22 protein-coding genes are annotated in these 21,266 nt (G+C 52.7%); 14 read left to right on the top strand and 8 right to left on the bottom strand.

Features of this window, described 5'->3' with window-relative positions; all coding sequences use genetic code 11:
• Positions 1-12 precede the first annotated feature (12 nt).
• Genes G364_RS0101035 through G364_RS0101000 form a run of 8 tightly spaced genes read right to left on the bottom strand, consistent with a single transcriptional unit; the run spans position 13 to position 6,455 of the window.
• A complete protein-coding gene (locus G364_RS0101035; protein ID WP_019933285.1) occupies positions 13-894 on the bottom strand; it encodes a type II secretion system protein GspK in 882 nt (293 codons plus the stop codon).
• The gene (locus tag G364_RS0101030; RefSeq protein WP_019933284.1) at positions 891-1,583 is read right to left on the bottom strand and encodes a type II secretion system protein; all 693 of its coding nucleotides are present in this window, start codon (positions 1,581-1,583) and stop codon (positions 891-893) included. Before G364_RS0101030 ends, G364_RS0101035 begins: the two co-directional genes overlap by 4 nt.
• Positions 1,573-1,977: a prepilin-type N-terminal cleavage/methylation domain-containing protein gene (locus G364_RS0101025; protein ID WP_019933283.1), complete on the bottom strand. Its 405-nt coding sequence runs from the start codon at positions 1,975-1,977 to the stop codon at positions 1,573-1,575. The genes G364_RS0101030 and G364_RS0101025 overlap by 11 nt, the downstream gene beginning before the upstream one ends.
• Entirely contained in the window at positions 1,964-2,353 is a 390-nt protein-coding gene (locus G364_RS0101020) for a type II secretion system protein (protein ID WP_019933282.1), read from the bottom strand. Before G364_RS0101020 ends, G364_RS0101025 begins: the two co-directional genes overlap by 14 nt.
• 5 nt (positions 2,354-2,358) lie before the next feature.
• Complete coding sequence (gene gspG / locus G364_RS0101015; protein ID WP_019933281.1) at positions 2,359-2,781, bottom strand: type II secretion system major pseudopilin GspG; 423 nt, start codon at positions 2,779-2,781, stop codon at positions 2,359-2,361.
• 4 nt (positions 2,782-2,785) lie between these two features.
• Complete coding sequence (locus G364_RS0101010) at positions 2,786-3,967, bottom strand: type II secretion system F family protein (protein WP_019933280.1); 1,182 nt, start codon at positions 3,965-3,967, stop codon at positions 2,786-2,788.
• Positions 3,964-5,640 carry a GspE/PulE family protein gene (locus G364_RS0101005; RefSeq protein WP_019933279.1) on the bottom strand — a complete coding sequence of 559 codons (1,677 nt, stop codon included), beginning with the start codon at positions 5,638-5,640 and terminating at the stop codon, positions 3,964-3,966. The genes G364_RS0101010 and G364_RS0101005 overlap by 4 nt, the downstream gene beginning before the upstream one ends.
• A gap of 23 nt (positions 5,641-5,663) precedes the next feature.
• Positions 5,664-6,455 carry an ABC transporter permease gene (locus G364_RS0101000; RefSeq protein WP_019933278.1) on the bottom strand — a complete coding sequence of 264 codons (792 nt, stop codon included), beginning with the start codon at positions 6,453-6,455 and terminating at the stop codon, positions 5,664-5,666.
• A gap of 277 nt (positions 6,456-6,732) precedes the next feature.
• Between G364_RS0101000 and G364_RS0100995 the strand changes: the two genes are divergently transcribed.
• The 14 genes from G364_RS0100995 to rfbB all read left to right on the top strand — a co-directional run bounded on the left by G364_RS0100995 (position 6,733) and on the right by rfbB (position 21,248).
• Entirely contained in the window at positions 6,733-7,872 is a 1,140-nt protein-coding gene (locus tag G364_RS0100995) for a hypothetical protein (RefSeq protein ID WP_019933277.1), read from the top strand.
• The gene (locus G364_RS0100990; RefSeq protein ID WP_019933276.1) at positions 7,869-9,278 is read left to right on the top strand and encodes a cytochrome P450; all 1,410 of its coding nucleotides are present in this window, start codon (positions 7,869-7,871) and stop codon (positions 9,276-9,278) included. The genes G364_RS0100995 and G364_RS0100990 overlap by 4 nt, the downstream gene beginning before the upstream one ends.
• Positions 9,275-9,622 (top strand): hypothetical protein, encoded by a 348-nt coding sequence (locus G364_RS0100985; RefSeq protein ID WP_019933275.1) that lies wholly within the window; start codon positions 9,275-9,277, stop codon positions 9,620-9,622. Before G364_RS0100990 ends, G364_RS0100985 begins: the two co-directional genes overlap by 4 nt.
• Positions 9,623-10,017: 395 nt before the next feature.
• Complete coding sequence (locus G364_RS0100980; protein ID WP_019933274.1) at positions 10,018-11,292, top strand: capsule biosynthesis protein; 1,275 nt, start codon at positions 10,018-10,020, stop codon at positions 11,290-11,292.
• Positions 11,293-11,471: 179 nt separating this feature from the next.
• On the top strand, positions 11,472-11,804 hold the full coding sequence (locus tag G364_RS0100975; RefSeq protein WP_019933273.1) for a DVU3141 family protein: 333 nt from the start codon (positions 11,472-11,474) through the stop codon (positions 11,802-11,804).
• 344 nt (positions 11,805-12,148) lie between these two features.
• Complete coding sequence (locus G364_RS0100970; protein ID WP_245541351.1) at positions 12,149-13,846, top strand: polysaccharide biosynthesis/export family protein; 1,698 nt, start codon at positions 12,149-12,151, stop codon at positions 13,844-13,846.
• Positions 13,846-14,643 carry an ABC transporter permease gene (locus G364_RS0100965; protein ID WP_156816398.1) on the top strand — a complete coding sequence of 266 codons (798 nt, stop codon included), beginning with the start codon at positions 13,846-13,848 and terminating at the stop codon, positions 14,641-14,643. The genes G364_RS0100970 and G364_RS0100965 overlap by 1 nt, the downstream gene beginning before the upstream one ends.
• On the top strand, positions 14,640-15,323 hold the full coding sequence (locus tag G364_RS0100960; RefSeq protein WP_019933270.1) for an ABC transporter ATP-binding protein: 684 nt from the start codon (positions 14,640-14,642) through the stop codon (positions 15,321-15,323). Before G364_RS0100965 ends, G364_RS0100960 begins: the two co-directional genes overlap by 4 nt.
• A gap of 259 nt (positions 15,324-15,582) precedes the next feature.
• Positions 15,583-16,665, top strand: coding sequence for a KpsE/RkpR family capsule polysaccharide export protein (locus G364_RS0100955; RefSeq protein WP_019933269.1), 1,083 nt, complete (start codon positions 15,583-15,585; stop codon positions 16,663-16,665).
• Between the two features lie 17 nt (positions 16,666-16,682).
• Complete coding sequence (gene rfbA, locus G364_RS0100950; RefSeq protein ID WP_019933268.1) at positions 16,683-17,612, top strand: glucose-1-phosphate thymidylyltransferase RfbA; 930 nt, start codon at positions 16,683-16,685, stop codon at positions 17,610-17,612.
• Positions 17,613-17,614: 2 nt separating this feature from the next.
• Complete coding sequence (gene rfbC, locus G364_RS0100945; protein WP_019933267.1) at positions 17,615-18,160, top strand: dTDP-4-dehydrorhamnose 3,5-epimerase; 546 nt, start codon at positions 17,615-17,617, stop codon at positions 18,158-18,160.
• Positions 18,161-18,226: 66 nt separating this feature from the next.
• On the top strand, positions 18,227-19,081 hold the full coding sequence (gene rfbD / locus G364_RS0100940; RefSeq protein WP_019933266.1) for a dTDP-4-dehydrorhamnose reductase: 855 nt from the start codon (positions 18,227-18,229) through the stop codon (positions 19,079-19,081).
• A gap of 9 nt (positions 19,082-19,090) precedes the next feature.
• Complete coding sequence (locus G364_RS0100935) at positions 19,091-20,170, top strand: hypothetical protein (RefSeq protein WP_019933265.1); 1,080 nt, start codon at positions 19,091-19,093, stop codon at positions 20,168-20,170.
• A 10-nt stretch (positions 20,171-20,180) separates the two neighbouring features.
• On the top strand, positions 20,181-21,248 hold the full coding sequence (gene rfbB, locus G364_RS0100930; RefSeq protein WP_019933264.1) for a dTDP-glucose 4,6-dehydratase: 1,068 nt from the start codon (positions 20,181-20,183) through the stop codon (positions 21,246-21,248).
• The last annotated feature ends 18 nt before the right edge of the window (positions 21,249-21,266 follow it).

Genomic DNA, 21,266 nt, shown 5'->3' with positions numbered 1-21,266 from the left:
CTACCTCTTAGCCTACTGTGCCGTGCTCATTAAAAAATGCCGCTCATGATCCGGAAAGTACCAGAGACGCTTTCTGGGTGGCAGCGGAATAGTGGTTCTTACCTGATACTCAGCACGGGCGCTAACGCCGTTATATTTATACAAAACCCGATAGCGGGAGCTGGGGATCAAAGACTGATCCACAGCAATACCCAAATCAAAAATCATGGCAGAAATATCGTCCCACTTTCTGCGCTCTTTCAGGCTGGTTACCCGCGACACATCGTTATCGGTGAGGCCAAAGGCATGCACCAGCAAAAAATCGGGCACAGCAGCAAAGTTAACAAAACTGGAGCCAGAAAGCGCCAGCACAGAGCGCAGGCCCGGGCGCTCGTCGTTGTCGTTGAACATGTCGGGAGTAATGCCAGGAATAAGCATTAATTCATCCAGGCTTCTGAATGGCGCATTGCGCTCCAGTGCCAGCGCTTCTCCGTCGGCATTCTGACGCTGCCAGCGAATAATATGGTTAACAATGTCGGTTGCCTGCTGTTCATCGGTATAGCCGGTAAACAACCTTACCAGCTCGGCCCTGCGTAAATAGTGCAAACTCAGCAAACCGGCCAGATCCTGCACCGCTACCTCTACGCCGTTTTTCAGTTTGATGAAGGTACCATCGGTAGGAATAAACAAATCGCCCACATTATAACCACCGGGTAACTGCTCGCCGGCAAACATAGACAGCAGCAGTTCTTGCTCGGCATCGTTAATTTTCAGCCTGGCCTGCCACTGCTCCTGCACCAGGGCCGCTTCATCAATCTCGGCATTGGAGCGCACCAGCAAAATGCTCGCCATGGTCACCATAATGGTGATCACAATCAGTGCCAGCGGCAGCACCACGCCTTGCTGCTTATTCACATCACCACCGTGTCTGCATTAATGTCGGCACTCATCTGATAAACCGGAATGGGGAAAAACCAGTCTTTTACCTCTCCGCTGGTAAAATGCAGCTCAAAATGAACACTCAGTGGCAGCAAGCCTTCTTCATCAGCCTGGTAGGCTTTCAACCAAGTGGGCTCATAACGAATGTCAGAGGCATCTCTGAAGCGCGACAGCGCATCTTCAAAATTGGGCGGAGCCAAATAGTCAATGCGGTAGCTTTTTATCTTGTCAAACAACACCAGCTCTTTGGGCTCGGTGTCGCCATAAAAGCCAAGGTAAGGATCCTGATTTACGCTTTCACGATATACCAATGCATAGGCACTGCCTTCACTTTGAAACTCAAACTCCACTTTGGCATAAGTGCCCGGCCCACTAATAGCAGGCGCATTAGACAAAAAGGCAAGCACATATTGATCGCCTTCAAAGTAAGGCATGGCCTCGGCAATGGCAGTCACAAAATTGGAGGTATTGGCCTGGGCAAAGGTGTTTTGAATCCACTGATAGCGGTTATACATTTTTCTGACTTCACTGGTGTTATCTATGCTCTTGCTCCAGTTAAGCCTGCCCTGCTCAAAGCCCAGCATAATCAAAGAAATGGCCATGGAAAACACCGCCAGGGCCACCAGCAGCTCAATAAGCGTAAAACCCTTATGTTTATTTGTCATACCAGCCAAGCTGCTCAAACTCAAAGGCACCACTATTACTACCGCTGCGGTAAGCCACCGCAATTTTATACAACTGCAAAAATTGATCAGAGTCGGCAGTCAGCTCGCCCCGGATCAGCATGGCTGCACTCACCGGCTCAGCTTTCCACTCAAACTGCAGCGCTTCACCCAGATCACCGGCACCTTCTTGTTGCTCACCCGGATTAATTAACGCAATCTGATTGCGCATATTTTCCTCAATCATGGCTTTTTCACGGACAGCATCGGCCTTGGCATGCTGCAGTTGTGCCTGATTGAACATAGGAAACACCACCGAAATGACCGTCACCATAATGGTAATGGCCACCAGCACTTCAATAAGGGTAAAGCCGGAGCTGTGCTTAGCGCTTTTCAATCAACACCTCTCCGTCGGGCATTAACACAAAAATCACCCAATGCCGGCCAGCAGCCGTGGTCAGGTTAATTTCTCCGCCCGACACCATGCCGTCACTGCGAAACATCACCGGCACCTTAATACTGGCCACCAGCTCATGCCTTGCCGCGGCCTGTTCAAGCACATCAGTATTCTGACGCAGGGTCACATTATGCCCCTGCCTGCGCTCATGGCGTATGTGAGCAGACACTTGCTGCCAAAACTGCTCTACCTGCTGCTGCTCCTGAAAGCGGGTATATTGCCCCCACAAACCGGGCACTACTACAGCGGCCGTGATGGCCAGAAGGGCCATCACCACCAGCAGCTCAATGAGGGTAAATCCCTTATGCCGAATCATCGAGATCAGAATTTACCAATATCCTGGTTTTCGTCTTCACCGCCTTTCTGGCCGTCTTTGCCAAGGGTATACAATGCAAACTGGCCATTGTCTTTCAGCTCATAGACATAAGGCTTGTCCCAGGGGTCGAGCGGCACATCCTTGCTCAGGTAAGGGCCATCCCAGGAAGGGGCATCCTGAGGCTCTGTCATCAGCGCCTGCAAGCCCTGCTGAGTGGTAGGAAAATCACCATTATCAAGGCGATAAGTATTAATGGCAGAGGTCAGCAGCTCAATCTGGGCTTCGGCCACCTTGCTTTTGGAAGAGCCCACCTTGTTAAACAGGCTGGGACCCACCAGGCCCGCCAGCAAAGAAATCAGTACCAGTACCACCAGCAGCTCAATCAAGGTAAAGCCGCTATTTTTCTTCATCTGCTTTGCCACTTTCATCTATTTACCATCCAATATCGTTAACAGAAATAATGCCGGAAATAAGTACCACCATAATAGAGCCCACCAGCAGCCCCATTATCATGATGATGGCCGGCTCCAGAATAGACAACGCCCGCTTAATGCCTCTGGTCAAGCGGCGCTCATACAGGTTATTGATCTCTTTAAAACTCTTGGGCAGCGAGGCCCCGGCCTCACCCGATTTAACCAGACGGATCACCATGGGTGGAAAAATATTCTGCTGCTCCAGCGCACTGCCCAGGGTCTGGCCTTCTTTGATCATACCCACCACCCGGTGCAGTTTTCTTGCCATGTTGGCGTCGGAAACGTTGCTAAGCGTAATTTCTACCGCTTCGGTAATTTCCACTCTCGATTCCAGCAGCTTCTGCATGCTGCTGGAAAAGTTAACAATCTGCCAGGCCGACACCAAATCTCTTAAAAACGGCAGCCGGCCAATCACTACCATCAGCTTGCTCTGCAACACGCCCTGGCGGTAAAGATGAAACAACACGCCCACCAGCACCATCAGCAGGCCATAAATCACAGTGGCATTCTCATTAAAGAACCGGGCCCAGCTCAACAGACGCACCAGCGCGCCCTGCTGTGAGTCGTTTGATACCATGCTCTCGAAGTTGGGGATCACATAAGAGAACAGAAAAAATACTACCGCCACACAAATAAAAATAAGAAAAGCCGGATAAGTCAGCGCCGATTTAACCTCAGACACCAGATTCTCTTCCCGCTCAATACGCTCGGCCACACTCAGCAGCGCCTCCGACATATTACCGTTGGCCTCACCCAGGCGCAGCATGGAGCTCACATAAAACGGAAAGGCATCAGGCTGAGCGGCCACCGCATCAGAAAAGCTCATGCCGGAAGATACGTCATCATAAAGCCGCTTGAATACTCTATATACGTTTTTATCTTCCGCCGTATCGGTAAGCAAAAACAAACAGGCATCAATGGCCATGCCACTGGCGCGCAGCGTAGCCAGCTCCCGCAGCGTGGTCATTAACGACTCGCGGCTGATTTTAAACGTAGCGCTGCGGTCTTCCTGCTTCAGCAGCACAATATTCAGCTGCCGGCGGCCCAGCACCTTACGCGCCTCTTGCTCAGATGCCTCGTTCAGCCAGCCATCCAGCAGGCTGCCGTCCTTTTTTCTGGCAATATACCGAAATTGCTTCATCCCACTACCCGCAGCACTTCATCAATGGAGGTTTCACCAAAGGCAGCTCTGAGCAATGCATCCTGGCGCAAATTACGCATATTCTGCTGGTTGGCAATGCTCTGCAGTGCCTGCATGTCTATGTTCACGTCGTAATCGGGTGACCACTCCATCAGCTCAAAAATGGCCAACCGCCCTTTATAACCGGTGCCGTTACAATGATCGCACCCCACCGGCACCCGCCACTCGGGGTTGGCCGGCGCAATCTGTGGCCAGCACTCGCTTACCTCTTGCCAGCCAAGCTCGGCCGCCCGCGCTGCCTGGTGATGCTCGGCCGTGCTGCACACCGGGCACAGTTTTCTTACCAGCCGCTGCGCCATTACGCCCACCAGGGTGGATTTAATCAAATAATCGGGAATGCCAATATCTTTAAGACGCACAAAGCTGCTGGGGGCGTCATTGGTATGCAAAGTAGACAATACAAAGTGGCCGGTAAGAGCCGACTGAATGGCAATTTGTGCGGTTTCTTTATCCCGCATTTCACCAATCAGCATAATGTCGGGATCTTGCCGCAGCGCCGAGCGCAGCACGGTGGCAAAGTCCAGGCCAATGTCGCTGTTCACCTGAATTTGCGTCAGCCCCTTCATCTGATATTCAACCGGATCTTCAACGGTAATAATCTTGTTATTGTCGTCGTTAAGGCTGTGCAAAATGGTGTAAAGCGAGGTAGTTTTACCACTGCCGGTGGGGCCGGTGATCAAAAAAATGCCGTTTTTAAGCGAAATAATCTTGTCGATGGCAACCAGGTGATCCGGAAACATATCCAGCTTTTTCACCGCAGCAGCAGGCTCTTGCTGCTCGTTGCTAAGCAAACGCAGCACGGCGTTCTCACCATAAACGGTGGGCGTGGTAGCCACCCGAATATCCACCTGCATGCCCGACAAACGCACTCGAATGCGGCCATCCTGAGGCAGACGCTTCTCAGAAATATCCAACCCGGCCATCAGCTTAATGCGCGACAGCACAGCCGCATGCTGAGACACACTGGGCTGATCCACGGTGCGCAACACACCATCCACCCGATAACGCACACTGAACTTGTTACGGTTAATCTCAAAGTGAATGTCTGAGGCTTTTTCCTTAATGGCCCGCTGCACACACTCATTCACAAACTTTACCACGGGGGCGGTAGAGCTCTCCTGCTCCAGCACACTGCCACCGTGCATGCTGCCGTGTTCTTCCACATTAGAAAACAACTGGCGCAACTCATAGTTGGAGCACAACAGCGGATGTGCCTGCAGGCCATAATTCTGCTCTACCGAGCTGGCAACAAACTCATCCCAGATATCCAGCTGAGCAATATAAAGGATGTTCTGCTGCTTGTTCAGCAGTACCGGAAACGCCTGCTGCTGGCTCCACCATTCTTCATTAAAGAACTGGCCCAGCAACTCATCGGCAGGTGCCTCGCCACCGCAGTGTTCATCCAAAAACGGCTGTAACAGCGGCAGCTCCAGCTGCACCGACAGCGCCTGCAAAATATCGGCCTCTGTGCAATACCCCTGAGAAACACAAATTTCCCCAAAATAGGGGCGCTTCACAGAAGTTGCCTGCTGCTGAATGCTTAACACATTGTCTACATCGCTTTGCGTGAGCAAACCCTGCTCACACAAAATTTCACCAAGAAACAAAGTCATTCAAAAGTCACCTTCAGGCAGCCTTACAGCAAATCTGCAAAAACCACTTTCATTTTTTTAAAGAAAACGTAAGCAAGCAACAATGCCAGCAACGAGCAACCAAACTGCACAGCCAAGTGTTCCATCATAATATGCTGGCCGGTAAAGCCGGCTCTTATGGTGTCGGCCACGCTACTGATAGGGTTAAGATACAAAAACGTGGCCAGCTCATCCGGGGCCGTTTCCACTGAGAAAAATACCGTGCTGGTAAACAGCAGTATCATACCCAGCACAGGAGTAATTTGTGCCACATCTTTAAAAAACACGCCCAGGGTAGCCAGCAAAAATGCAAACGCCGCCAGCGTAAAAAAATACACAAACACTGCCAGCGCCATATAGCCCAGGCTCAGCCAAGACAGCTCAGCTCCGCTTAACAGAGCATATGCACACACCAGCGCCAGGCCAATTAACAAGTTAACGCACGCTACCAGCACGCAAGACAAGGGCAACAGCTCCACCGGAAAAATGACTTTTTTGACCAGGTTGGTATTGGAGCGAATAATCATGCTGGATGCAGAAATCACATCGGTCAGACAAATGTGACACAAAATGCCCACAAACAGCATTAAGCCATAATTGGCCGTGTTGCCGTCGGGCAGCAACCACTTGGCCTTAAACACCAACACAAACACAGTAGAATAAATAGCCAGCATCATCAGCGGATTAAGAATGGTCCACAAAAAGCCCAGGCTGGTGCCTTTAAAACGCGAATGCAGCTCACGCACCACCAACGACTGCAGCACAGACACCTTTTGTTTTACTCCGCCAAACCCCATTAACTGCGCTCCTGCTACACTCTGCTAAACCCGAAATGCGTCGGGCACGCTACCGCCCCTGGGTTGCAGCCCCCAGAGCGCTGACTTTTTGCAACACGCCATGTAAAACAGCAATAACAACAACCAGTTACTGGCCAAAAATACCAACACAAGGCCAGCTCAAACAGGCGGGCGAATACTACCACATGCCCCATGGCATAAAAACCAGCGGTTAAAATGACTCGGGCATGGTTTTTAAGTACCCTATGCGCGCCCCATCCAGCTCAGGAACAACGGATTGACCGCCATTAAACAACGCCAGGTATTTTATCTTCACGGCTTTGACCCTCGCGGAGCCGCCCACTATCACCGGCTCTATCGCGAGCAGGCAGCGCAGCAAGGCAAGGTAACCGGCCTGAATATTAACGTGGCTGACCGCAAACGCCACAGCAGCCACAGCCACCAGTGGCAGCTGAATGCCAGCGGCACGCAAAGCAACTACTGCTTTTTAAGCTGGGACGACATAGTGCGCCGGCACTGGGCCAAAGGCTGGCGGCAAATAGTAAGTGATGCCCTGTGTTTTGTTAGCGCTTATTTACTTTCCGGAAAAATATTCCGCTTTGCCAAAGCCTCTCCCAAGCAGCTGATGGCAGGGCTTTATCCGCTTATTTTTTTACTGCTGAGTGTGTTTGCGTCTTTATGGCTGTCGGGCATGGCCGCCGGCCAGCTACCCTGGCAAATGGCGCAATGGCCCGCCGGGCTGGTGTTGTTTGCAGCCCTCATGCACGGCAGCAAATGGCTGGGCAACAAAATGGCGGTGTTCTGGCTGTTGCGCATTTATGCATTCTCGGCGCGCTGGGCCAACGGCAGGGTGCCAGAACTGGAACCCCGCATTAATCACTTTGCCGGCCAGATTGCCAATGCCATTAACGATGAGCGTAACCAGGAAGTGGTGGTCATCGCCCACAGCGTGGGCACCATGGTGGCCATGCCCGCCATGGCACGGGCGCTGGAGCTGATTAGCAACAAAGCCAGGCTGGCCAACCAACGCGTGGTGCTGATCACGCTTGGGCACTGCATTCCGCTGGTAAGCTTTCATCGCAAGGCCAGCACCTTTCGTGCCGACATGCGCGCACTGGGGCACACGCCCGAGCTGCTGTGGCTCGACTACACAGCCCCCACCGACGGAGCCTGCTTTCCGCTGCTGAACCCGGTAACGTCCTGCGGCGAAACCTGCGCCCCCAACGCTGGGCCGCGCATGCTCTCTCCGCGCTTTTTTACGCTATTTCATCCGCCGCGTTATAAAAAACTGCGGCGCGCCTGGTATACCATGCACTTTTTATACTTAATGGCCACCGACAAGCCCGGCCCTTACGACTTTTTTGCCTTTACTGCAGGGCCTCTCGCCATTGCCAGCCAACTGAAGGAGCGAACATGAGCTGCCCGGTATTTCCCAAACCCGCCAAAAGCAAAGCCTCGCTGTGGAAAGTGTTTTTCACCAAGCGTCACTCCTGGCTGGATGCACTCTATGAGCGCAGCTACGGCATGAAAATGGGCGAATACAAACTGCCCGGCCTTACCCTGTATATGGTGAACCAGCCCGAACTGGTAAGAAACGTCATGGTGCAAAACATGGCCAACTTTCCTAAAAACCAGATGCTGGGCGATATTTTAGAGCCGCTGCTGGGCGAAAGTATTTTCACCACCAACGGTGAGCAATGGCAAAAACAGCGAGACATGCTCGATCCGGCCTTTAAACACGCCCGGGTGCAGCAAGTGTTCGGGCTGATGCAAAACGCCGCTCAAGACATGCTGGCACGGCTTAAAAACCACCAGCCCGGGCAAGATATAGATCCGGAAATGACCTTTGTGACTGCCGACATTATTTTTCGCACCATTATGTCGGCCAAACTGAACGAAGCGCAGGCCAACCGCATTCTTGAGGCGTTTGTGCGCTTTCAGGCCGAGTCGCCCAAACTGGCCTTAAAAAAAATGTTCCGTCTGCCCGGCTTTATGCAGCGTGGCGCCAGTGAGCGCCAGCGCATGGCCGCTGCCAAAGAAATTCGCGGCACCATAGAAGACATTATCCGCCCGCGCTATCAGCAGGCCGAGGCCGCCCGCGCCGGCTGCCCCAACGCCAGGGCAGAGCTGGAAAACCAGCAGGATATTCTCTCTTCCCTGCTGCTCACCACAGACCAGAGCACTGGCCAGCCCTTTAACTTCAACGAAATAGTGGATCAAATATCCATGCTGTTTCTGGCCGGCCACGAAACCACCGCCAGTTCACTCACCTGGTCACTCTATTTACTGGCCCTGCACCCGCAGGTGCAGCAAGACGCCTATGAAGAAGTAGCCAGAGTGCTGGCAGAGCAGCCCATGAGCGTGGCAGCCATTCGCAAAATGGTGCTGGTGCGGGACGTCTTCCGGGAAGCCCTGCGGCTCTATCCGCCGGTCGGGTTTTTATCACGCGAGTGCGCTCACGCCACCGAAATGCGAGACAAAAAAATGAAAGCCGGCAGCACCGTTATGGTCTCGCCCTGGCTTATTCACCGCCATAAAGACTACTGGCACAACCCGCACAGCTTTGACCCCTATCGCTTTACCAGCAAAGAGCTGAAAACGCCGCTCAGCAAATCTTACCTGCCCTTTGGTGCCGGCCCGCGGGTGTGCATTGGTGCCGCCTTTGCCCAGCAGGAATCCAGCCTGATACTGGCCAGCATTTTGCAGCACTACCACATATCCATGCCACAAGGCTTTGAGCCACAGCCCGTGGGCCGGCTCACCATTCGATCCGAAAACGGGCTGCAGCTAATTCTCACACCAAGGAACAAGCAAGAACCATGAAAGAACGCATAGCCGGCTTTATTTTAATGTGCGCCGTAGTGCCTCTGGCCGTATTAGGCTATCTCATCATTTGTTATGTAGGCTTTTTAGGTAAAACCGAACGCGCCCGCAGCGGCGTGCGCGCGCTGGATCACTTTGTAAACGCCTCCGTTTTTAACGGCTACGCATGGGAATCCATTTCATCCCACGCCTGGCGCGAGCGCGACAATAAAAAATGGGCCATGTTCGTGATTTGGGTCACAAATAAATTTCAGCAAGACCACTGCCGGCGCGCCAACAAACGCGAACAGCCCCTGGTAGATTTAATGCTGCAGAAGGGACTGCACAAACAAACGATCAAGTAACAGCATTTGCTCCTCCCCCTTTCTAAGGGTGAAGGCCGGGAGGGGGCTGCAACAGACCCCACCCTGACCCTCCCCTTAAAAAGGGGAGGGAATCGTTTCTGCCACTCCCCCTTTTTAAGGTAAGCCATCTTTGCTCCTCCCCATTTTCAAGGGGGAGGCTGGGAGGGGGTTGCAACAGACCCCACCCTGACCCTCCCCTTAAAAAGGGGAGGGAATCGTTTCTGCCCCTCCCCCTTTCTAAGGGTGAAGGCCGAGAGGGGGTTAACTTACAGCTTACGGCTTACAGCTCCCGTCCGAAGGACGGGATCACTTTTTCATTAATACCAAATTTCAGTTGTGCTATTATCCCGCCGCCAAGAAAGTGAGCATCATCAAAAAAATTTCACAGGATTTGAATGAAATCAGCCTTGCTACTCCAGGGACCACTAGGACCTTTCTTCCAGCATTTCTCTCGCTTCCTCAGCGAGCAAGGCGTAGCTGTACACAAAATTCACTTCAATGGTGGCGACGGCTGCTGGCCCTGCCGCGGTGAAAATATTCACTACACCGGCAGCCTGCCCGAATGGCGGCATTTTCTGCACAACTACATTAGCAAAAACGAAATTGACACCGTTTTCTGCTACAGCGACTGCCGCGAATATCACGCAATAGCCCGCATTTATTGCCAAAGCCACAACATACGCTTTTTTGTATTTGAAGAAGGCTACCTGCGCCCGCACTACATCACGCTGGAGCAGCACGGTGTAAACGCCCACAGCCCCTGGTATGGCAAACTGGCACAAGAGCTGCCCAAACAAAGCCCCGAGCGGGTGCACCATGAGTTTGATATAAAAGCCAACTTCAAGCGCCGCATTTATTTTGCCATGCGCTACTACGCCAGCATGCACTGCCGGCGCTGGCGCTTTCGGCATTATGTACACCATCGTCACCGCCCCTACTGGAAAGAAGGCATAGCCTGGCTTAAAGGCTGGTATACCAAATATACCCACACCGCCCACGACAAGGGGCTGCTGCAAACCCTGGCAGACCATCACTCAAAGCACATATTTCTGGTGCCCCTGCAGGTGGCAGACGACTTTCAGATCCGTGAACACTCGCACTTTAACGATGTGGCAGAATCCATTATTCACATAATGGACTCATTTGCAGCAAATGCGTCACCCAATGACGTGCTCTTGTTCAAGCACCACCCCATGGACAGGGGCTACACCAACTATACCAGGCTCATTCATAACCTGGCTGCAGAGCACGGATTAACCGGCCGCGTGTTCTACGGCTATGAGCTGCCTCTGCCCGAGGTATATCGGCACTGCAAGGGCGTGGTAACAGTAAACAGCACAGTGGGCATGTCGGCCCTGTTGCACCATGTGCCCACCATTACCCTGGGCAAAGCCCTGTATGACGTGCCCGGCCTCACCAGCCAGTGCACGCTAGATGAATTTTGGCAAGCACCGCAGCCGGTAAGTGATGACCTGTTTAAACGCCTGCGCGCGTTTTTATTAAAACACACTCAGCTGAACGGCAGCTTTTATTGCCGGCCCCACAGCACCTGCCGGCAAATTTGGCAACGGCTGCAGCAGCAGGCACAACCGCCCATACGCCAGCGGCCCAAACTGGTTATAGAAAAAGAACAAGTTTTAGCCACCAAAACCAAGCAAGAGGTGGCCTGAACCAAGGGCTGATCGCAACGCCACAAACAAAATGGTAGTATTCAGCCCGCAAAAAATAACGCTGACCATGCAAAATGCGAAAGCGTTTAAATAACACTCAATCGGCGAATTGGGAGCCGCACCCCAAGGGCGGTAGCGTGCCTTTTTTACAGAAATCTTCAGTTAAAGCGAGTAGCACCATGTCTTTGATACGCACAACTCTGGTGGCTCTGAGCCTTGCTCTGGCCGGCTGCGCCAGCCAGCCTGCTGCCACCACCAGCGCAAACACCGTAAACAGCACGCCGCTTAATGAATTTTTAAGCAACGCCGCCAGCCACAGCGCCACCCAGCTGGCCACCAGCCCCTGGGGCCCCAATGTGCAGATAACCGCCGGTGCCACTTACTTCGCGGCCAGCGGCAAAACCTGCCGTCCGCTGCAGATAACGCTGCCAGCCGGCAGCCAGCAAGAACAAATAGCCTGCCAGGCTAAAAACGGGGAATGGCAACTCACCCGATCCCTTCGGGAGCTGTAAGCTAACCCCTTCGGGAGCTGTAAGCTATAAGCTGTCAGCTGTAAGTTAAAACACCAAACCCCACCCCGGCCCTCCCCTTAACAAGGGGAGGGAGAGTATTGCTCCTCCCCCTTTTTAAGGTAGGCAGCACACGTTTTGCTCCTCCCCCTTTTAAGGTAGGCAGCACACGTTTTGCTCCTCCCCCTTTTTAAGGGGGAGGCTGGGAGGGGGTTAACTTACAGCTGATAGCTTACGGCTTATAGCTGCTTTGAGCCCTGTAGGCCCCAATTTATTGGGGCAACACCACCACACGCGCTAAACATCGCCCGAATAAATTCGGGCCTACAAAATTCCGAGAACACCACATGTCACTAAAAAAACTCATCATGCCCCTGGGGTTACTCATGCTGGCGGGTCAGTCCCACGCCCAACTCATTGGTATAAACGCCGGCGAACTGCCTGCTGAACAACAAAGCCGCTTTAACGCACCGTCCGAGTCGGACAAGGCCGCACAAAACAGCAACACCCAATGGCACAATGCCCGCTACGGCGTGCCAGGTGCCACCATGGCACAACAAGACTATCCGAGCTTTGGCAGCCACCTGTTTACCGGTGGTTTCAGCGGTGTGCGTGCCGATGGCCTGAACCCCGACTACATTATTACTCCCGGTGATCAGGTCACCCTGCGGGTGTGGGGCGCAGTAGAAATAGACAGAGTGCTGCCGGTTGATGCACAGGGCAATATTTTCATTCCCGGCGTGGGCCCCATTAAAGTGCAGGGCATAAAGCACGGCCAGCTGGATGCCAAAGTGCGCAACGCCGTTAACTCCATTTATTCCAATAACGTGCAGGTATACACCAACCTGCAGGGCGTGCAGCCGGTCTCCGTGTTTGTCACCGGATATGTGCAAAACCCCGGCCGTTTTGCCGGCACTCCCAGCGACTCGCTGCTTTATTTTATTGATCAGGCCGGCGGCATAGACAGCGCCACCGGCAGCTATCGTAAAGTGCACCTCAAGCGCCACGGCAAAACCATTGCCACCGCCGATCTCTACGCCTTTTTGCTGAACGGCACCCTGCCCAATGTGCAGCTGAAAGACGGCGACACCATAGTAGTAGAAGAGCGCGGCCCTACCGTTATCGTAGACGGTGACGTAGCCCGCCCCTACCGCTATGAGCTGCAGCCCAACCAAATGACCGGGCAAGAGCTGCTTAATCTGGCCCGGCTCAAATCTAACGTCACTCACGTGCTTCTGCGCGGTGCCCGCACGCAGGGCCCCATTTCGCGCTACGTAAAACTGGACGAACTCAGCCAGCAGCAACTTAAAAGCGGTGATCAGGTTATTTTCAGCAGCGACATGCGCGACAACACTATAGTAGTGCAGCTGGAAGGCAGCTATTACGGCCCGTCCCGCTTTGCCCTGCCCCGTGATGCCCGCCTGCACGAGCTGCTGAACGCCGTGGCCGTGCCACAAAACATGACCGACACCAACAGCATCTCGCTGAAGCGGGTAAGCGTGGCCGAGCGCCAGAAACAGGCCCTGGATGAAAGCCTGGCCCGGCTGGAAACCACCTATATGGGTGCCTCATCTTCTACCGCAGAAGAAGCCGAAATTCGAGTGCGCGAGGCAGAGCTTATCAGCCAGTTTATTGAACGCGCCCGGCAAGTAGAGCCCAGCGGCCGGCTGGTGCTGGCCAACAACGGCACCATCAGTGACATTCGCCTGCAAGACGGTGACGTAATCACCATTCCCGAAACCTCCGATTCGGTGCTGATAAGCGGTGAAGTACTGGTGCCCCAGTCTGTGGTGTTTAACGCCAACCGCAGTGCCAGAGACTATATAGAAGGAGCCGGCGGCTTTACTGACCATGCTAACGAAAGCCGCATTCTGGTAGTGCGCCAGAACGGCGAAGTGCGCGAAGCAGACGACGTAACCCTGCGCCCGGGTGATGAAATTCTGGTGCTGCCCAAGGCCCCCACCAAAAACCTGCAACTGGCCGGCACCATTACCCAAATTCTTTACCAGATTGCCATTGCTGCCAAAGTAGCGGTAGATATTTAATGAGCACCATGCAAAGCCGCACCCCCTGGCAGGTAACCCGCAGCGTGTGGTTTGCCATGTTTGTGCGCGAAGCCGTTTCGCGCACCATGGCCAATCGCATGGGCTGGTTCTGGATGATTGCAGAGCCACTGGCCATGATCACTATCATGTCTTTCGTACGTTCTTTTCTAAAAGGAGGCAACAACTTCATTATTGGAGCTGATTTTACCCCCTGGATGATAGTAGGCATGATGGGCTTCTATATGGTTCGAGAGAGTATGACACGCAGCCAAGGCGCAATAAACGCCAGCAAAGCGCTGTTTGCCTATCGCCAGGTTCACCCCAGTGATGCTGTGTTTGTAAGGGTATACCTGGACGGCATGCTCAGAACCGTTGTATTCCTGCTGTTTATATTGGGTGGCCTGCTGCTGGGGTTAGACCTTTTTCCGGATAACGCCATAAAAGCACTGTTTGGCTGGCTCTCGCTGTGGATTTTAGGGCTAGGGTTTGGTTTAGTTTTATCCGTTACAGGCCCACTTATTCCGGAAACAGCAAAAATAATCAGCATGCTGACCATGCCACTGCTTTTTGTTTCTGGTGTAATTTTACCGCTGAACATGCTACCTCATTATCTGCTTGAATACTTAATGCTCAACCCCATCGCTCACGGGCTGGAGTTTATTCGTGCCGGCTTTTTTGAAAACTACAGAGTAGTATATGGCACCAGTGAAACTTACTTATGGCTATGGGCGTTATCTTTAAACTCGCTGGGCCTGCTTTTGCATGTTCGCTATAAAGAAAGGCTGAAAGCACAATGATCGAAATCAGCAATCTTTATAAACGCTACAACAGCCGTGACGGTCGTGAGGCCCCCTGGGTATTGCAAGACATTAACCTCACCATTCCCACCAACGTAAGCGTCGGCCTGCTGGGCCGCAATGGTGCTGGCAAAAGTACCCTGCTGCGCTTAATTGCCGGCATGGACAACCCGGAAAAAGGCACAGTACAGCGCCACTGCAAAGTATCCTGGCCCATTGGCCTTGCGGGTGGTTTTCAGGGCACCATGACCGGGCGGCAAAACGTAAAATTTGTGGCCAGAGTGCACGGTGCCCGCCATGAAGAAGTGCAGCGTATTATTCGCTATGTAGAAGAATTCTCTGAGCTGGGGGCAGCGTTCGACCGGCCCATCAAGACGTATTCTTCCGGCATGCGCTCGCGGCTGAACTTTGGCTTGTCTCTGGCGTTTGACTTTGATGTGTACCTCTCGGACGAAGCCACCGCCGTAGGTGACCGGGCTTTTAAAGCAAAAGCCAGTAAAGCCTTTAAAGATAAAGTAGGCCAGTCCAGCCTGATTATTGTCTCGCACGCAGAAGGCATTCTAAAAGAGCTCTGCCAGGCCGGCATATACCTTAAAAACGGCCAGGCCCATTGGTATGACGACATAAATGACGCCATAGCGGCTTATCACGAAGAAACGTCCCCGCCTCCGGCGGGGTAAAACCCCCTCCCACCCTCCCCCTTGATAAGGGGGAGGAGCAAAAACTCCCTCCCCTTTTTAAGGGGGGCCAAACGCTTTGCTCCCTCCCCTTTTTAAGGGGAGGGTTGGGGTGGGGTTAAAACAAACAACACAGAACAAACAAGCACAACGCAGAAGCCACAAACAACGCCGCGCAACTTAAAGCTGACAGCTTAAAGCTTACAGCTATGTCACCGCGGCTATAGAACATCTTCTTACTCAAATTTAGAACTGAGATCCCATGAAGCACTTTGTTAAACGAAATCCCCACTGGGCACTCGCCCTTGCGGCCATCATCGCCGTTGCCTTCTACTGGTTTGCCTGGGCATCAGACAGATATGTATCCCGCGCCACCGTAGTGCTGGAAAGCCCGCAAATAGCCGCTCCCGAGTTCAGTTTTGACAGCTTAATAACTGGCAATGGCGGCCACGGCGATTTGTTACTGCTGCGCGAACACCTGCTCTCTACCGACATGCTTAACACAGTGCTCAAGCAACTGCCCTTTCGCGAGCACTACAGCGAAAATGGCGACCTGTTTGCCAGCCTGTGGAACAAAGACGCCCCCATAGAAGAGCTGCACAAATACTATAAAAAGCGCGTAAGCGTAGAGCTGGACGAATACGCCGGCGTGCTGAACATAGAAGTACAGGCCTTTACCCCTCAGTTTGCTCACGATCTGGCTCAATTGCTGCTCAGCGCCGGCGAAAACCACATGAACGACATGGGCCAGCGCCTGGCAGAAGAGCAGGTTAAATTCCTGGAAAAACAAACCGACCGCCTGGGTGACCGGCTGGATGAAGCCCGTGCCAACCTGCTGGCCTTCCAGAACGAACATGGTCTTATCTCACCCATTCATACCGTAGAAAGCCTTAACCAGGTAGTGGGCACGCTGGAAGGCGAACTGGCCCGCCTGCAGGCCCGCTACACAGCTGCACAAAGCTACCAGAGCGTGCGCTCTGCCGAGCTGGTGCAAATAAAAGCCGAAATAAACGCCCTGCAACAGCAAATTGGCAAAGAGCAAAACCGCCTGGCCAAAGAAACCGGCAGTGCCCTTAACCAGATTTCTGCCGGCTATCAGGCCTTGGAGCTGAAAGCCCAGTTTGCTCAGCAAACCTACTCCAGCGCCCTGGCCGCACTGGAAAGCACCCGCATAGAAGCCGCCCGCAAGCTCAAGCAGGTGAGCGTGCTGCAAAGCCCGCTGCAGCCGGAGTATGCCACTCAGCCCGAGCGGCTTTACAACACCACCATTTTTGCACTCATCACCCTGTTTCTGGCCTTTATTGCCAACATGATGATGCTGATCATTCGTGACCACCGCGACTAAGTACACAGGTACCCCAAATGCTAAACATTAAAAAGACTTCATCTTCCGTTCAGCGCAAAGGCATTATTCTGGCCGGTGGCTCGGGCACCCGGCTCTACCCGCTGACTAAAGCGGTCAGCAAACAGCTGATGCCGGTATATGACAAACCCATGATCTACTACCCGCTCAGCACCCTGATGCTGGCCGGCATTAAAGATATTTTAATTATCTCCACGCCTACCGACTTGCCCCGCTTTCAGGATCTGTTAGGAGACGGCAGCGAATGGGGTATTAACCTCAGCTATAAAGTGCAACCCACGCCAGATGGCCTGGCTCAGGCCTTTATTCTGGGCGAAGAGTTTATTGGCGACTCGCCTGTGTGTTTGATCCTGGGAGACAACCTCTTCTTTGGCCATAACCTCACCGACTCGCTGAACAGAGCTAACCAGCAACAGCAAGGTGCTACCATTTTTGGCTACCATGTGCAAAACCCCACCGCTTACGGTGTGGCCGAATTCGACGAAAACGGCAAAGTACTGTCTCTGGAAGAAAAACCTGCTCAGCCCAAGTCCAACTTTGCGGTGCCCGGCCTTTATTTCTACGACAACAACGTAGTGAACATTGCCAAATCTATTAAACCCTCTGCCCGGGGCGAGCTGGAAATTACCGACGTAAACAAAGCCTATTTACAAGACGGACTGCTGAACGTAGAGCCGCTGGGCCGCGGCAGCGCCTGGCTGGACACCGGCACCCACGACGATCTGCTGGAAGCCGGCCACTTTATTTCCACCATAGAAAAACGCCAGGGTCTTAAAGTGTGCTGCCCGGAAGAAATTGCCTGGCGTTTTGGTTATATCGACGATGCTCAGCTAAAAGCCCTGGCCGACCCCATGAAGAAAAACGGTTATGGCCAGTACTTGCTTAACCTGCTTAAAGAAACCGGTTTTAAAAGAAGTTATAAGGCTTAATCATGAAGATGATCGACACCGCCATTCCTGAGGTAAAAATCATTGAAGCCACCGTATTTGGTGATGAGCGTGGCTTTTTTATGGAAACCTTTCGCCAGAACTTTTTTGATGAGCTGACCGGTGGCAAACCCTTTGTGCAAGACAACCACTCGCGCTCAGTGCAGGGCATTTTACGTGGTTTGCATTATCAAATTCAGCAGCCTCAGGGCAAACTGGTGCGGGTGGTAAGCGGCGAAGTCTATGACGTGGCCGTAGACATGCGCAAAAACTCCCCCACCTTTGGCCAGCATGTGGGTGTGGTGCTTTCTGCAGAGAATAAACGCCAGTTCTGGGTGCCCGAAGGCTTTGCTCATGGCTTTTATGTAATGAGCGACAGTGCAGACTTTGTTTACAAGTGCACCAACTACTACGCTCCCGAGCACGACCGCAGCCTGCGCTGGAACGACCCGGAGCTGAACATAAACTGGCCCCTGGTAAACGGAGAACAACCCACCCTCTCCGAAAAAGACACCAAGGCCCCCCTGCTGGCCGAAGCTGATACATTTTAAAGCTTATTTTTTACTTACAGCTGATAGCTTAAGGCTGACAGCTAACACCCCCGAAGGGGCATTTTGATGTACATTCTAATCATCGGCAAAAACGGCCAGCTTGCCCATGAACTGGCCAACAGCATTCCTGCCGGCATAACCGCAAAGTTTTTATCCAGCCACGATCTGGACATAAGCAACCAGGCTGCAGTGCATACCCTTATTGCTACCGAGCAGCCAGACGCTGTAATCAACGCCGCCGCCTACACTGCCGTAGACAAAGCCGAAACCGAACAAGAGCAGGCTTTTGCGGTAAACGCCAAAGGGCCGCAATATCTGGCTGAAGCCTGCCGGGCAGTGGGCGCTCACCTGGTGCAGGTGTCTACCGACTTTGTATTTGACGGCACCGCCAACACCCCTTATTTGCCGAACAGCACCACCAACCCGGTAAGCGTATATGGCAGCAGCAAGCTGGCCGGTGAACGAGGCGTGCAACAAGCTCTGCCCTCTGCCACCATTATTCGCACCAGCTGGGTATATAGCAGCCACGGCAATAACTTTGTAAAAACCATGCTGCGGTTAATGAAAGAAAAAGAACAGCTGGGCGTAGTGGCCGATCAAATTGGTGCCCCCACCTGGGCTGCCGGCCTGGCACGAGTTTGCTGGCAGGCCGCACAGCAAAAACCGGCAGGCATTTTTCACTGGAGCGATGCCGGTGTAGCCAGCTGGTATGACTTTGCGGTGGCTATTCAGTCTTTGGCACGATGCAAGGGGCTGCTTAACAAGCAGATTCCGGTTAATGCCATAGCCACCGCAGACTACCCCACTCCGGCTAAACGCCCCAGTTACAGCGTGTTAAGCAGCAAACAGCTGTGCCAGGCACTGGGCATAGGCCAAATACACTGGCGGGAGCAACTTAACGCCATGTTAAACGAGCTTTAAGAGAACGATATGACGCAAATGCAACCCCATACGTTAGTGCATATTGGCGCAGGTAACGGCAGCGACAATACAGAAAACACCGCCTGGCAAAAACAAATATTAATAGAGCCACTGCCCTCTGCCGCAGAAGCACTACGCACCGCTACCAAGACTGAGCCAAACACTGAAGTATGGGAGTTGGCCATAAGCTGCCATGGCAACAACCAGCCAGCACCATTTACCGAATATAACCTTGCTGATTATAGCGGCCTGCAAGCAGACAATAACCTGAGTGAGCTTTATCCGGGCATTAAGGTTATGCAGCAGCACACCGTAACCACACTCACTCCTGCTGCGCTGTTAGACAAGCTGCAACTGGTGGCACAAGAACATAACAAGCTGATTATTCACGCCAACGGAGAAACAGCCGCCATAGCCCATGCTCTGGCGGCACAAGGCCAGCTAACACTGTTTGCCGAGCTGGAAATAAACCTTGCCAGCGAGCTTTATCATCAAGAAATAACAGCAGCTGAACTCAGCACACTGCTTGAGCAAGAGTATGATCTGGTAAAAAGCACTCAAAATGATCCTGAAGTGACTGTTCAGCACTGGCAGAAAAACCAGCATAAAATAACCAGCAACTTACTTCAGCAAGAGTTAACGCAGCTGCAAACCAAACTCGAGCAAAGCAACACCCAGCTTGCCGAACAGCAGCAACAAAACAAGCAACTGCAAACCAAGCTAGAGCAAAGCAACGCTCAACTCACCGAGCAGCAGCAACACACCAAACAGCTGCAAACTAAGCTCGAGCAAAGCAACGCTCAACTCACCGAGCAGCAGCAACACACCAAGCAGCTAGCCACCAAACTAGAGCAAAGCAACGCTCAACTCACCGAGCAGCAGCAACAAAACAAGCAGCTGAAGAACAAAGAAACAACACTTTCAGACCTACAGAAAAAACATATTGCTCTGTGTGAAAAGCACCAGAAACTACAAAGTGATCATCAGAGAGTGCAATCTCGCCAAAAATTACTGGAAAATGAGCTACTTAAAGCAGAGTCACAAATAGAACTAATTAAAGAACTTATGTTCAGCGGCAACACTATTTAACGGAAAAAACATGACTAAAACTTTTTTGATCACTGGCGGCGCCGGCTTTATCGGCTCGGCCGTGGTACGTGAGCTAATCAACAACACCAAACATAAAGTAGTAAATCTGGACAAACTTACCTACGCCGGCAACCTGGAGTCGCTGGCCAGTGTAGAAAACAACCCGCGCTATACCTTTGTTCAGGCGGATATTTGCGATGCAGCCGCCATGCAGACAGTGTTTTCACAGCACCAGCCCGACATAGTGATGCACCTGGCTGCAGAAAGCCACGTAGACCGCTCTATAGACGGCCCCGCCGAGTTTATTCAAACCAACATTGTAGGCACCTACACCCTGCTGGAAGCTGCTCGCAGTTACTGGAGCGCGCTTAAAACTTCCGCGCCGGAAAAAGCCGCCGGATTCCGTTTTCATCATATCTCTACCGACGAAGTATACGGTGACCTGCACGGCACTGATGATCTGTTTACCGAAACCACCTCTTACGCGCCCAGCTCGCCCTACTCCGCCAGCAAGGCCAGCTCCGATCACATGGTGCGGGCCTGGCAGCGCACCTTTAGCCTGCCTACTCTGGTAACCAACTGCTCCAACAACTACGGCCCTTACCACTTCCCGGAAAAGCTGATCCCGCTGATGATACTTAACGCCCTGGCCGGTAAACCCCTGCCGGTGTATGGCGACGGCAAACAAATTCGCGACTGGCTGTTTGTGGAAGACCATGCCCGCGCCCTGATCCTGGTGGCCCAGCAAGGTGTCATTGGTGACACCTACAACATTGGCGGCCATAACGAAAAGCAGAACATAGAGGTGGTGCACACCCTTTGTGACATTCTGCAGGAGCTGGTACCGCAAGAACGCAGTTACCGTGAGTTGATAACTTATGTAAAAGATCGCCCGGGCCACGATGTGCGCTATGCCATTGATGCCTCAAAAATAGAACGTGAGCTCGGCTGGAAACCAGTTGAAACATTTGAAACCGGATTGCGTAAAACCATGGAATGGTATCTTAATAACAAAGACTGGTGGCAACGAGTGCAAAATGGCAGTTATCAGGGTGGACGCTTGGGAGCGGGCGCGTAAGTTTTCATTCATATATTG

Source organism: Oceanimonas smirnovii ATCC BAA-899, assembly GCF_000381965.1.
Classification (GTDB): Bacteria; Pseudomonadota; Gammaproteobacteria; order Enterobacterales; family Aeromonadaceae; genus Oceanimonas; species Oceanimonas smirnovii.
This window is presented reverse-complemented; position numbering and strand designations above follow the sequence as displayed.

Bases quoted from the DNA above. Each gene is read 5' to 3' on its own strand.
- rfbC (WP_019933267.1), top strand. From the start codon at position 17,615: ATGAAGATGATCGACACCGCCATTCCTGAGGTAAAAATCATTGAAGCC.
- rfbD (WP_019933266.1), top strand. From the start codon at position 18,227: ATGTACATTCTAATCATCGGCAAAAACGGCCAGCTTGCCCATGAACTG.
- G364_RS0101005 (WP_019933279.1), bottom strand. From the start codon at position 5,640: ATGACTTTGTTTCTTGGTGAAATTTTGTGTGAGCAGGGTTTGCTCACG.
- gspG (WP_019933281.1), bottom strand. From the start codon at position 2,781: ATGAAAGTGGCAAAGCAGATGAAGAAAAATAGCGGCTTTACCTTGATT.
- G364_RS0100980 (WP_019933274.1), top strand. From the start codon at position 10,018: ATGAAATCAGCCTTGCTACTCCAGGGACCACTAGGACCTTTCTTCCAG.
- G364_RS0101030 (WP_019933284.1), bottom strand. From the start codon at position 1,583: ATGACAAATAAACATAAGGGTTTTACGCTTATTGAGCTGCTGGTGGCC.
- G364_RS0100970 (WP_245541351.1), top strand. From the start codon at position 12,149: ATGTCACTAAAAAAACTCATCATGCCCCTGGGGTTACTCATGCTGGCG.
- rfbA (WP_019933268.1), top strand. From the start codon at position 16,683: ATGCTAAACATTAAAAAGACTTCATCTTCCGTTCAGCGCAAAGGCATT.
- G364_RS0100955 (WP_019933269.1), top strand. From the start codon at position 15,583: ATGAAGCACTTTGTTAAACGAAATCCCCACTGGGCACTCGCCCTTGCG.
- G364_RS0100975 (WP_019933273.1), top strand. From the start codon at position 11,472: ATGTCTTTGATACGCACAACTCTGGTGGCTCTGAGCCTTGCTCTGGCC.
- G364_RS0101010 (WP_019933280.1), bottom strand. From the start codon at position 3,967: ATGAAGCAATTTCGGTATATTGCCAGAAAAAAGGACGGCAGCCTGCTG.
- G364_RS0100985 (WP_019933275.1), top strand. From the start codon at position 9,275: ATGAAAGAACGCATAGCCGGCTTTATTTTAATGTGCGCCGTAGTGCCT.
- G364_RS0100965 (WP_156816398.1), top strand. From the start codon at position 13,846: ATGAGCACCATGCAAAGCCGCACCCCCTGGCAGGTAACCCGCAGCGTG.
- G364_RS0100935 (WP_019933265.1), top strand. From the start codon at position 19,091: ATGACGCAAATGCAACCCCATACGTTAGTGCATATTGGCGCAGGTAAC.
- G364_RS0101020 (WP_019933282.1), bottom strand. From the start codon at position 2,353: ATGATTCGGCATAAGGGATTTACCCTCATTGAGCTGCTGGTGGTGATG.
- G364_RS0101000 (WP_019933278.1), bottom strand. From the start codon at position 6,455: ATGGGGTTTGGCGGAGTAAAACAAAAGGTGTCTGTGCTGCAGTCGTTG.
- rfbB (WP_019933264.1), top strand. From the start codon at position 20,181: ATGACTAAAACTTTTTTGATCACTGGCGGCGCCGGCTTTATCGGCTCG.
- G364_RS0100990 (WP_019933276.1), top strand. From the start codon at position 7,869: ATGAGCTGCCCGGTATTTCCCAAACCCGCCAAAAGCAAAGCCTCGCTG.
- G364_RS0100960 (WP_019933270.1), top strand. From the start codon at position 14,640: ATGATCGAAATCAGCAATCTTTATAAACGCTACAACAGCCGTGACGGT.